This window comes from Streptomyces sp. NPDC000880, assembly GCF_053599675.1.
The window spans coordinates 36,349-47,568 of sequence record NZ_JBSFMS010000050.1; the positions used below are offsets into that span (position 1 = coordinate 36,349).

Consider the following 11,220-nt stretch of genomic DNA (forward strand, 5'->3'; position numbering starts at 1 on the left):
TGTCTTGTGAGGCGGGAGCGCGGGGTTCTGTCCCGCGGAGCGGGCCCGCGGGACGTGAGGCCCTGCCCCACAGCGCCTTCCGGCGGAGAATCGGGACCCCGGGGCAGCCGCCCGGGCTCAGCCCAAGGACTTGTGCAGCACGATGCACGGGCGGCCGTGCTCGGCGTCCTTGCGGCGGGTCAGCTCCTGCCAGCCCTGGGACGTCCAGAAGCGCAGCGCCGGTTCGTAGTTCGCCAGAACCGCGAGGCGCAGTCCCTCCCGGCCCTCGTTGCGGAAGCGTTGTTCCGTCATGTCGGCCAGCGCGTGGCCGATGCCCTTACGGTGCATGTCGCCGTGGATCATCAGCATGCCGATCCAGGGCAGGCCGTCCACCGGATGGCGGTCCAGCAGGGACAGGATCCCGTTGAGCCGGCCCTGTGGATCCCGGGCGAGCAGGATCTCGGCGCCCTCCGCGCCGGCCTCCTTGCGGAGATCCGCCTCCACCCGGGCGGCGCGGATGTTCCCGGGGTCGTACTCACCCGCCGCCCGCCAGTACTCCGGATTGCTCGCGTACAGGTCCACCACCTCGGCGATCTCCCGAGGGGAGAGCCGCAGCGGGGAAAGAAAGAGCGTGGACATGCGGGTCAGGGTATACAGGCGCCACGATGGGCTTGCCGGCCTGCCGCACCTGCGAGGAGCTCCGCATGACGACGTATGTGCTCATCCCCGGTGCCGACGGTCACGCCTGGTACTGGCACCGGGTCGTGCCGATGCTGCGCGAACGGGGACACGACGTCATCGCCGTCGACCTGCCGAGCGACAACACCGCCGGCCTCGCCGAGCACGTCGACGCCGTCATCGGCGCGATCGGGGACAAGGCCTCCGCACCCGGCCCCGGCCCCGTCCTCGTCGCCCAGTCCCTCGCCGGCTTCATCGCCCCCTTGGTCTGTGAGCGCACCCCCGTCGAGCAGCTGATCCTCGTCAACCCCATGATCCCGGCCCCCGGCGAGAGTGCGGGGGAGTGGTGGGACAACACCGGCCGGGCCGAGGCCGCCAAGGCCTTCGCGGCCGAGGAGGGGCGCGACCCCGATGCCGGATTCCACCTGATCGTCGACTTCTTCCACGACGTACCCCAGGACGTCACCGACGAGGCGATGTCCGGCGAGGCGTCCGGACCGTCGGAAGCGTTGTTCGCCGAGCCGTGGCCCCTCCAGACCTGGCCGGACGTCCCCACGCGCTTGCTGCAGGGACGCGACGACCGGTTCTTCCCGCTCGCGTTCCAGCGGCGTATCGCCGCGGAGCGCCTCCAGGGCGTCCCTGTCGAGGACCTGCCCGGCGGGCACCTCGTCGCACTGAGCCGCCCATTGGAGCTGGCCGACCTGATCTGCCGCACGGAGGCCCAGTCCTAGCTGGGGAGGAGTCGTCGTAGGGGCCGACCATGCGTTACGCATCAACCCACCCCCTGGGGGCGCGGCGCAGTGGAAGAGGGCAACGCGGCGGGCAGGGCAAGGCGGCGGACAGGCAACCCGAAGGGGGCGCCCCGGTCGACACGACCGGGGTGCCCCCTTCCCCCTGGTACGTCCTACGGCAGCGCCAGCATCCGCTCCAGCGCCAGTTTCGCGAAGCTCTCCGTCTCCTTGTCGACCTGGATCCGGTTCACCAGATTGCCCTCCGCCAGCGACTCCAGTGCCCACACCAGGTGCGGCAGGTCGATGCGGTTCATCGTCGAGCAGAAGCAGACCGTCTTGTCGAGGAAGACGATCTCCTTGTCGGGGTGCGCGTTCGCGACCCGGCGGACCAGGTTGAGCTCCGTGCCGATCGCCCACTTGGAGCCGGCCGGCGCCGCCTCCAGCATCTTGATGATGTACTCCGTCGAGCCGACGTAGTCCGCGGCCGTCACGACCTCGTGCTTGCACTCCGGGTGCACCAGGACGTTCACGCCCGGGATCCGCTCCCGCACATCGTTGACCGAGTCCAGCGAGAAGCGGCCGTGCACCGAGCAGTGCCCGCGCCACAGGATCATCTTGGCGTCGCGCAACTGCTCAACGGTCAGTCCGCCGTTCGGCTTGTGCGGGTTGTAGAGGACGCAGTCGTCGAGCGACATGCCCATGTCCCGTACGGCGGTGTTCCGCCCGAGGTGCTGGTCCGGCAGGAACAGCACCTTCTCGCCCTGCTCGAAGGCCCAGTCCAGCGCGCGCTTCGCGTTCGACGAGGTGCAGATCGTCCCGCCGTGCTTGCCGGTGAAGGCCTTGATGTCAGCGGAGGAGTTCATGTACGAAACGGGCACGACCTGCTCGGCTATGCCGGCCTCGGCCAGCACGTCCCAGCACTCCGCGACCTGCTCGGCCGTCGCCATGTCGGCCATCGAGCAGCCGGCGGCCAGGTCCGGCAGCACGACCTTCTGGTCGTCGGAGGTCAGGATGTCCGCAGACTCGGCCATGAAGTGCACACCGCAGAAGACGATGTACTCGGCATCCGGGCGCGCCGCGGCGTCCTTGGCCAGTTTGAAGGAGTCCCCGGTGACGTCGGCGAACTGGATGACCTCGTCGCGCTGGTAGTGGTGGCCGAGGACGAAGACCTTGTTCCCGAGCTTCTCCTTGGCTGCGCGAGCACGCTCCACCAGGTCTGGGTCGGACGGGGAGGGCAGGTCGCCGGGGCACTCGACACCGCGCTCGCTCCTGGGGTCGGCTTCGCGGCCGAGCAGCAGCAGGGCGAGCGGCGTCGGCTGGACGTCGAGCTCCGGGCGGGCTTGGGCGGTGGTCACGACACGCACCCTTTCTTTTCTGCAGACAGACCTTCTCGTCTATTTGACGGTATCTATCATAACTGCTTCACGTCAGTTTGACGATGCCGATAGCGTCGATGTGACGCACCCCCCGTCCACAGGTCAGTGCCCCTTGCCGATCCGGTGTGCGAGCATGAAAGGGAACCACATGCGCTCGGCCCGGAATGAATCCGCGGCCACGCCGGTTGCAACCGTCGGCAAGCAGTCTCCGTACAACCCGGGAGAGAAGCAGATGTCCGTATCGGACGAGACCACCACCGTGAGCGACGGCATCCTCCTGTCCGACGCCGCCGCGGCCAAGGTCAAGGCCCTGCTGGACCAGGAAGGCCGGGAGGACCTGGCGCTGCGCGTCGCCGTTCAGCCCGGCGGCTGCTCCGGCCTGCGTTACCAGCTGTTCTTCGACGAGCGTTCACTCGACGGTGATGTCGTCAAGGACTTCGGAGGCGTCAAGGTCGTCACCGACCGTATGAGCGCCCCGTACCTCGGTGGCGCGTCCATCGACTTCGTGGACACGATCGAGAAGCAGGGCTTCACGATCGACAACCCGAACGCGACTGGGTCCTGCGCCTGCGGCGACTCCTTCAGCTAAAGCTGCGTATGTACGAAGGCGGCGGCCCCCGGAAATCAGGGCCGCCGCGTTCGTCATGCCCAGGTGCTACTTCAGAGGGACGGCCTCACCCGTCGCCGCGTCCACGACCTTCCGGTCGCCCAGCGGCTTGTCCAGGGTCACCTTCTCCGTCAGCTCCTTGGCGATCATGATGCAGACGCGCTTCGGATCCGGGTTCGACTCGGTGATCGTCACCTTCACCTGGCTGTCGCTCTCGGTCGCCTTCGCCGCGTAGTCGCTGCACACTCCGCCCCAGAACGTCAGGCTCAGTGTCCGCCCGTCCCGCCCGCCGACGCTGTACGACAGGACGCGCCGGTCGGACGGCGCCGCCGGATCCTGCTGCGGCTCGGTCGGCTTGATGTCCTGCTGCGGCGGCGCGGACTCCGTCAGGTACTTCGGGTCCACCGCGGGGTGCGTGACCATGAACGGCTGGGTGCCGCCGTTGGGCTTCACCTCGAACAGCCATGAGGGTACGAGCGCCTGCTGCCCGTCCACGTACTGCGCGGCCAGCCCGAAAACCGCCTCGCTGACAGTCAGCTGTTCGGGGCCGGCCGGCTTGCCCTTGGGCTCGCACGGCGCGTCGGGCTTCTGCTGGCCCTCCAGCGGCACCGGCGTGGCGCAGCCGCCGATCCCGATCGTGCCGCTGTCCCGGCCGGCCTTGTTCAGCTGCTGCAGCGCCTCCGTTGCGGAGAGCACCGGATACTCGTCGCTCTTCACGGGCTTCTTCAACTGCCCGCTGCCGCCGACCACTTGACCGTCCGCGCCGACCTGGATCCCGGTCGACCAGCCGTACGTCGGCAGCCCGCCGACAACCGGCTCGGCGTTCACCACTCGTACCGCGCCCATCAGTTGGCGGGCGTCCAGATCGGCGTCGCTCTGGCCGAGTGCGCTCAGTGCGGGGGCCGCGGCCTTCTTCGCGGCCGCCTCGCTCACCGCCGCGCTGCCGGCCGGGCTCTCACCCGTCGTCCCCGTGTCGCCACGGGACGGACAGACGTCGACCTTCTTGCAGTTGTCACCGCCCGGCGAGGCCCCGTACCTGGCGAACGTCCAGGTGCCCGGCGCCTGCTTGTTGACCTGGAGCAGCGGGCCCGCGCCGTCCTTGTCCGCCCCGATCTTCCAGGCCGGGCCGTCCAGCCGCGGTGTGCCCGGCACCCCGAGCGCCTTCGCCAGCGCCGTCACCTCGGCCGCGGTGACAGCACCCTTCGTACGGTGGACGGACGCCTTGTCGGGACCGTCCGGCAGCTTGCCCTCGGCCCGGTAGACCATCCCGCCACCCGAGGGGTCGGGCTCACCGGGTGCGATGCCGGGGCTGCCGGTGGAGGTCTCCAGGGACAGCAGCGGCGGCTTCGCGTCGCGCTGCGCACCGCTCTTGGCGTTTGCGCTGCCGCCGCCGGTGCCGAAGCCGGATGTCGCGAAGTACGCACCGCCGCCACCCGCGACCAGCACCGCCGCCGCCACCGAGGCGACGGCGAGCGGGGAACGCCGGCGGCGGGGGCTGTCGTGCGTGTTCTCCGTGCTGCTCACCACATCGCTCCTTGTCTCGTGTCCCCGTTGTACGGGGACACGGATGGGACGGAGCGGGGGAGCGCACGGTTCCCTCGTGCGCCCTCAGTCGTCGGCCTGCGCCCTCAGTCGTCGATCGTCAGTCGCCGTAGTCGGACATCGCGTCGATCAGCCGGGCGGACGAGGCGGGCACGATCACGCCGTGGATACGGGACGGCGACACCGGCGCGGGCACGGCGGCCGCGGGCACCACCCAGTGCGGAGCCATTCGAGCGCAGTCTCCGCGCAGCTGAGCCAGGCTGATCTCGGACTCCCGCGACACGCGCGGGGCGATGGGCTTCGTCATATCCGCACCGTACGCACCAGGGAGTCCCCGAAAAAAGCCCTACTATTGGGTAGTTTCCGCACTTCAGCACGGTTGCTCGAACCGGGTAGCGTTAACTGTCAACGCCCCCCCTTCTCAGGAGCGTCCCAGCCGTGCGAATCGCAGTCACCGGCTCCATCGCCACCGATCACCTCATGACCTTCCCCGGCCGCTTCGCCGACCAATTCGTCGCGGACCAGTTGCACACGGTCTCCCTCTCCTTCCTCGTCGACACCCTCGATGTGCGCAGAGGCGGAGTCGGCGCCAACATCTGCTTCGGAATGGGCCAGCTCGGCACCGAGCCGATCCTGGTCGGCGCCGCCGGGTCCGACTTCGACGAGTACCGCGCCTGGCTCGACCGTCACGGCGTGGACACCGACTCCGTCCGTATCTCGGAGGTCCTGCACACCGCACGCTTCGTGTGCACCACGGACGCCGACCACAACCAGATCGGCTCCTTCTACACCGGCGCGATGAGCGAGGCCCGCCAGATCGAGCTCAAGTCCGTCGCCGACCGGGTCGGCGGCCTCGACCTGGTGCTGATCGGCGCGGACGACCCCGAGGCGATGCTCCGCCACACCGAGGAGTGCAAGACCCGCTCGATTCCGTTCGCCGCGGACTTCTCCCAGCAGATCGCCCGGATGAGCGGCGACGACATCCGCACCCTCCTCGAAGGCTCCACGTACCTCTTCTCCAATGAGTACGAGAAGGGGCTCATCGAGTCCAAGACCGGCTGGAGCGATGTCGAGATCCTGGACAGGGTCGGCCACCGGGTCACCACACTCGGCTCGAACGGCGTCCGCATCGAGCAGGCGGGCGAGGAGCCGATCGAGGTCGGCTGCCCGGAGGAGGACGCGAAGGTCGACCCGACCGGCGTCGGCGACGCGTTCCGCGCGGGCTTCCTCTCCGGCCTGTCCTGGGGTGTGAGCCTGGAGCGCGCGGCGCAGGTCGGCTGCATGCTGGCGACGCTGGTCATCGAGACGCTCGGCACCCAGGAGTACACCCTGCGCCGGGCGCACTTCATGGACCGCTTCACCAAGGCGTACGGCCACGAGGCCGCGGCGGAAGTCCGGGCGCACCTCAGCTAGCGGCGGGGTCCGCCCCGGCCCCCCCACGCCCTGGCGGGCGCGTGGGGGACCCCCAGTCCTCAATCGCCGGACGGGCTTGCTGTCGCCGGACGGGCGTGATTCTGCCGGTCCGGCGATTGAGGAAAAACCCCGCGGGCCCGCACGTCACGCCAGCCGCCGCACCACGTACGCCGCACCCCGGTCCGCCGGCTCCTCCCCCACGTACTCCTGCCCCCGCATCTCGCACCACGCCGGGATGTCCAGCCGCGCCGCCTCGTCGTCCGACAGGACCGTCACCGTCTCGCCGACGGGCACGTCACCGATCACCTTCGCCAGTTCGATCACCGGAATCGGGCAGCGTTTGCCCCGGGCGTCGACGATCAGGGATCCCGCCGTGCCCGCCGCCGAAGGCGTGACCGGCGCGCCGAGCCGCTCCCGTACTTCCGCCACCATCCCCGGCAGGACATCCAGGAAGCGGTCCACGTCCCCCTCCGGCGTGCCGAGGGGGAGCGAGATGCGGACATTTCCCTCCGAGAGCACGCCCATCGCCCGCAGCACATGGCTCGGCGTGAGCGTGCTGCTCGTACAGGAGGAGCCCGACGAGACGGAGAACCCGGCCCGGTCCAGCTCGTGCAGCAGAGTCTCCCCGTCGACATAGAGACAGGAGAAGGTGACGAGATGGGGGAGCCGGCGCACCGGATCGCCCACCACCTCCACATCCGGGATCAGCTCCGGGATCCGTGCGCGGATCCGGTCCACCAGGGCCCGCAGCCGTACCGCCTCGTCCGCAGCCTCGGCCCGCACCGCCCGCAGCGAGGCCGCCGCCGCCACGATCCCCGGGATGTTCTCGAAGCCGGCCGACCGCCCCGACTCCCGCTCGCCGGCGGGGCCTTGGGGCGCGAACCGGACACCCTTGCGCACGGCGAGCAGCCCGACCCCCGCCGGACCGCCCCACTTGTGGGCGCTTCCCGCGAGCAGCGACCAGTCCCCGGCCACCGGCCCCCACGCGAGTGACTGCGCCGCGTCGACCAGCAGCGGCACCCCGGCCGCCCGGCACGCCTCGGCGACCTCCGCCACCGGCTGCTCCGTACCCACCTCGTGGTTGGCCGACTGCAGGCAGGCCAGCGCGGTGTCCGCACGCAGGGCGGTGGCGTACGCGGCGGGGGAGACCGCTCCGGACCGCTCCACCGGGACCTCGGTCACCGACTTGCCGTCCGCCCCGTCCTCCGCCGCCCCCTCGTACGAGGTCGCAGCATGGAGCACCGAGGAGTGCTCGACCGCGGAAACCACCAGGTGACGCCCGACACGCCGACGGCCCGCGAGCGCGCCGGAAATTCCCTGGTGAACCGCGTGCGTCCCCGAAGGAGTGAACACGAGCTCGTCCGGACGGCAGCCCACGGCCTCCGCCGCGGCCTCCCGCGCCGCGTCCAGCAGCAGCCTGGCGCGCCGCCCCTCACGGTAGAGCCGGGCGGGGTCGGCCCAGCCCTCGTCCAGGGATGCCTGCAGGGCCTGCCGGGCAACCGGGTGCAGCGGAGCGGATGAGGCGACGTCGAAGTAAGGCACGCTGCCACGCTAACCCCCATACGCGGAAGGGGCGTCAGATGTCCGCCGGAGGCCGGGATTCCAGGGGCATTCCATCCCTTCGGGGTGTCGGGCGGCGCGTTAAGCACCCTCCCCGCGCGACCCCAAATAGCGTCCAGTAGGGTTTGGTCCGCATAAACATCCAAACCCCTGCCCGCGTCAGGGCCGGCGACCGACCAGCGAGACGGCCGCGGCATGCCGCGCGGGCCGAGACTCTCGGGAAGGCGCTACGTGAGTCCCAACGGCTCCGACCGCTCGTCGCGGCGCCCGATGCGGCGGAAGCTGCTCCAGGTGCTGAGCGCGGGCGTGGTCCTGGCGACCGCCTCTGGTTGCACATACAAGGACTTCCCCCGCCTTGGAATGCCCACCCCGGTAACGGAAGAGGCCCCTCGGATCCTCTCCCTCTGGCAGGGCTCGTGGGCGGCAGCGCTCGTCACGGGCGTGCTGGTGTGGGGTCTGATCATCTGGAGTGTCATCTTCCACCGGCGCAGCCGTACCAAGGTGGAGGTACCTCCGCAGACCCGGTACAACATGCCCATCGAGGCCCTGTACACCGTGGTTCCGCTCATCATCGTTTCGGTGCTCTTCTACTTCACCGCGCGTGATGAGACGAAGCTCCTCACCCTCTCCGAAAAGCCCGCCCACACGGTCAATGTGGTCGGCTACCAGTGGAGCTGGGGCTTCAACTACGTCGAGAACGTGGAAGGCTCCCAGGGTGACGCCAAGACCAGCAAGGAACTGAAGGCCATCCCGGACAAGTTCCGCGCGGACTTCCCGGCGAACGCGGGCGGCGTCTACGACGCCGGTATCCCCGGCACCCGTAATCCCCAGACCGGCAACCCGGGCCCGACCCTGTGGCTGCCGAAGGGAGAGAAGGTCCGGTTCGTCCTGACCTCTCGTGACGTCATCCACTCCTTCTGGGTGGTCCCCTTCCTGTTCAAGCAGGACGTCATCCCCGGTCACACCAACGTCTTCGAGGTGACTCCGAACCAGGAGGGCACCTTCCTCGGCAAGTGCGCCGAGCTCTGCGGCGTCGACCACTCCCGGATGCTCTTCAACGTCAAGGTGGTCTCTCCGGAGCGCTACCAGCAGTACCTGAAGGGGCTGGCCGAGAAGGGGCAGACCGGCTACATCCCGTCCGGCATTGAGCAGACGGACCCGGCCAGGAATGCGGAGAAGAACCAACTGTGAGCATCCTCAACGAATCCCAGGGTGCCGCCGCAGCTGACGACTCGTACGAGAACGAGCTGCCGGTACGGCGCAAGCAGCCCGGCAAAGTCGTCGTGACGTGGCTGACCACCACCGACCACAAGACGATCGGCACTCTCTACCTGGTCACGTCGTTCGCCTTCTTCTGCATCGGCGGCCTGATGGCGCTCTTCATGCGCGCCGAGCTGGCCCGTCCCGGCACGCAGATCATGTCGAACGAGCAGTTCAACCAGGCGTTCACGATGCACGGCACGATCATGCTGCTGATGTTCGCGACGCCGCTGTTCGCCGGATTCGCGAACTGGATCATGCCGCTGCAGATCGGTGCACCCGATGTGGCGTTCCCGCGGCTGAACATGTTCGCGTACTGGCTGTACCTCTTCGGCTCGCTGATCGCGGTGGCCGGCTTCATCACCCCGCAGGGTGCGGCCGACTTCGGCTGGTTCGCCTACTCCCCGCTGTCGGACGCGGTCCGCTCGCCGGGTGTCGGCGCCGATATGTGGATCATGGGTCTGGCCTTCTCCGGCTTCGGCACGATCCTCGGTTCGGTCAACTTCATCACCACGATCATCTGCATGCGCGCGCCCGGCATGACGATGTTCCGGATGCCGATCTTCACCTGGAACGTGCTGCTGACCGGTGTGCTGGTCCTTCTCGCCTTCCCGGTGCTGGCCGCCGCGCTCTTCGCGCTGGAGGCCGACCGGAAGTTCGGGGCCCATATCTTCGACGCGGCCAACGGCGGGTCGTTGCTCTGGCAGCACCTCTTCTGGTTCTTCGGCCATCCAGAGGTGTACATCATCGCCTTGCCGTTCTTCGGGATCGTCTCCGAGGTGATCCCGGTCTTCAGCCGCAAGCCGATGTTCGGCTACATCGGCCTGGTGGGCGCGACCATCGCGATCGCCGGTCTGTCCGTGACGGTGTGGGCGCACCACATGTACGTCACAGGCGGCGTGCTCTTGCCGTTCTTCTCCTTCATGACCTTCCTGATCGCGGTACCGACCGGTGTGAAGTTCTTCAACTGGATCGGCACCATGTGGAAGGGCTCACTGTCCTTCGAGACACCGATGCTGTGGACAATCGGCTTCCTGGTCACCTTCACCTTCGGTGGACTGACCGGCGTCATCCTGGCCTCGCCCCCGATGGACTTCCACGTCTCCGACTCGTACTTCGTCGTCGCGCACTTCCACTACGTCGTCTTCGGCACCGTGGTCTTCGCGATGTTCGCCGGCTTCCACTTCTGGTGGCCGAAGTTCACGGGCAAGATGCTGGACGAGCGACTCGGCAAGATCACCTTCTGGACGCTGTTCATCGGCTTCCACGGCACGTTCCTGGTGCAGCACTGGCTGGGCGCCGAGGGCATGCCGCGTCGTTACGCGGACTACCTCGCCGCCGACGGCTTCACCGCGCTGAACACCATCTCCACGATCAGCTCGTTCCTGCTCGGTCTGTCGGTCCTGCCGTTCTTCTACAACGTCTGGAAGACCGCCAAGTACGGCAAGAAGATCGAGGTCGACGACCCGTGGGGCTACGGCCGTTCGCTCGAATGGGCGACTTCGTGCCCGCCGCCGCGGCACAACTTCCTCACCCTGCCGCGGATCCGCAGCGAATCCCCGGCGTTCGACCTGCACCACCCGGAGATCGCGGCGCTCGACCAGCTCGAGCATGCCGGCCACGGCGCCGGCGCCATCGCCGGTGAGAAGGAGGCAGGCAAGTGAGGATCCAGGGCAAGATGTTCCTCTGGCTGAGCGTCTTCATCCTCGCCATGGCCATCGTGTATGGCGTGTGGTCGAAGGAGCCGGCCGGTACCACCGCGCTCTTCCTGGGCTTCGGCCTGAGCATCATGATCGGCTACTACCTGGCCTTCACGGCCCGGCGGGTCGACTCCATGGCGCAGGACAACAAGGACGCCGACGTGGCGGACGAGGCCGGCGAGGTGGGGTTCTTCTCCCCGCACAGCTGGCAGCCGCTCTCCCTGGCCATCGGCGGTGCCCTGGCCTTCCTTGGCGTCGTCTTCGGCTGGTGGCTGCTGTACTTCTCGGCCCCGGTCATCCTGGTCGGTCTCTGGGGCTGGGTGTTCGAGTACTACCGCGGTGAGAGCCAGAACCAGTAATACCGCTTCAGCAAC

The 11,220-nt window shown here is 68.6% G+C and carries 11 protein-coding genes; 6 read left to right on the forward strand and 5 right to left on the reverse strand.

Annotated features, from left to right (window positions below; genetic code table 11):
- Positions 1 to 117: 117 nt before the first annotated feature.
- Complete coding sequence (locus ACWDO5_RS18405; RefSeq protein ID WP_450531367.1) at positions 118 to 618, reverse strand: GNAT family N-acetyltransferase; 501 nt, start codon at positions 616 to 618, stop codon at positions 118 to 120.
- 65 nt (positions 619 to 683) lie between these two features.
- Here ACWDO5_RS18405 and ACWDO5_RS18410 point away from each other — a divergent pair, with 65 nt between their 5' ends.
- On the forward strand, positions 684 to 1,388 hold the full coding sequence (locus tag ACWDO5_RS18410; protein ID WP_450531368.1) for an alpha/beta fold hydrolase: 705 nt from the start codon (positions 684 to 686) through the stop codon (positions 1,386 to 1,388).
- 173 nt (positions 1,389 to 1,561) lie between these two features.
- Here ACWDO5_RS18410 and nadA read toward each other — a convergent pair whose 3' ends face one another.
- A complete protein-coding gene (nadA, locus tag ACWDO5_RS18415; RefSeq protein ID WP_450531369.1) occupies positions 1,562 to 2,752 on the reverse strand; it encodes a quinolinate synthase NadA in 1,191 nt (396 codons plus the stop codon).
- 244 nt (positions 2,753 to 2,996) lie between these two features.
- Here nadA and ACWDO5_RS18420 point away from each other — a divergent pair, with 244 nt between their 5' ends.
- Positions 2,997 to 3,353, forward strand: a complete 357-nt coding sequence (locus ACWDO5_RS18420) for an iron-sulfur cluster assembly accessory protein (protein ID WP_101387995.1) — start codon at positions 2,997 to 2,999, stop codon at positions 3,351 to 3,353.
- A 66-nt stretch (positions 3,354 to 3,419) separates the two neighbouring features.
- On the opposite strand, the gene ACWDO5_RS18425 is transcribed toward ACWDO5_RS18420, so the two are convergent.
- Both ACWDO5_RS18425 and ACWDO5_RS18430 read right to left on the reverse strand, forming a co-directional pair.
- Positions 3,420 to 4,895: a hypothetical protein gene (locus ACWDO5_RS18425; protein ID WP_450531370.1), complete on the reverse strand. Its 1,476-nt coding sequence runs from the start codon at positions 4,893 to 4,895 to the stop codon at positions 3,420 to 3,422.
- A 118-nt stretch (positions 4,896 to 5,013) separates the two neighbouring features.
- A complete protein-coding gene (locus ACWDO5_RS18430) occupies positions 5,014 to 5,220 on the reverse strand; it encodes a hypothetical protein (protein ID WP_450531371.1) in 207 nt (68 codons plus the stop codon).
- A 131-nt stretch (positions 5,221 to 5,351) separates the two neighbouring features.
- Here ACWDO5_RS18430 and ACWDO5_RS18435 point away from each other — a divergent pair, with 131 nt between their 5' ends.
- Complete coding sequence (locus ACWDO5_RS18435) at positions 5,352 to 6,326, forward strand: carbohydrate kinase family protein (RefSeq protein ID WP_450531372.1); 975 nt, start codon at positions 5,352 to 5,354, stop codon at positions 6,324 to 6,326.
- A gap of 144 nt (positions 6,327 to 6,470) precedes the next feature.
- Here ACWDO5_RS18435 and ACWDO5_RS18440 read toward each other — a convergent pair whose 3' ends face one another.
- Positions 6,471 to 7,868 carry an aminotransferase class V-fold PLP-dependent enzyme gene (locus ACWDO5_RS18440; protein ID WP_450531373.1) on the reverse strand — a complete coding sequence of 466 codons (1,398 nt, stop codon included), beginning with the start codon at positions 7,866 to 7,868 and terminating at the stop codon, positions 6,471 to 6,473.
- 249 nt (positions 7,869 to 8,117) lie between these two features.
- Between ACWDO5_RS18440 and ctaC the strand changes: the two genes are divergently transcribed.
- From ctaC to ACWDO5_RS18455, 3 genes are read left to right on the forward strand one after another with little or no spacing between them, the layout of a single operon-like run.
- Positions 8,118 to 9,077: an aa3-type cytochrome oxidase subunit II gene (ctaC, locus tag ACWDO5_RS18445; protein WP_450531374.1), complete on the forward strand. Its 960-nt coding sequence runs from the start codon at positions 8,118 to 8,120 to the stop codon at positions 9,075 to 9,077.
- Positions 9,074 to 10,810, forward strand: coding sequence for an aa3-type cytochrome oxidase subunit I (gene ctaD / locus ACWDO5_RS18450; protein ID WP_450531375.1), 1,737 nt, complete (start codon positions 9,074 to 9,076; stop codon positions 10,808 to 10,810). The genes ctaC and ctaD overlap by 4 nt, the downstream gene beginning before the upstream one ends.
- A complete protein-coding gene (locus ACWDO5_RS18455; RefSeq protein WP_450531376.1) occupies positions 10,807 to 11,205 on the forward strand; it encodes a cytochrome c oxidase subunit 4 in 399 nt (132 codons plus the stop codon). Before ctaD ends, ACWDO5_RS18455 begins: the two co-directional genes overlap by 4 nt.
- The last annotated feature ends 15 nt before the right edge of the window (positions 11,206 to 11,220 follow it).

Excerpts from the sequence above, each read along its gene's own strand:
- ACWDO5_RS18430 (WP_450531371.1), bottom strand. The coding sequence starts at position 5,220 with ATGACGAAGCCCATCGCCCCGCGCGTGTCGCGGGAGTCCGAGATCAGC.
- ACWDO5_RS18405 (WP_450531367.1), bottom strand. The coding sequence starts at position 618 with ATGTCCACGCTCTTTCTTTCCCCGCTGCGGCTCTCCCCTCGGGAGATC.
- ACWDO5_RS18410 (WP_450531368.1), top strand. The coding sequence starts at position 684 with ATGACGACGTATGTGCTCATCCCCGGTGCCGACGGTCACGCCTGGTAC.
- ACWDO5_RS18420 (WP_101387995.1), top strand. The coding sequence starts at position 2,997 with ATGTCCGTATCGGACGAGACCACCACCGTGAGCGACGGCATCCTCCTG.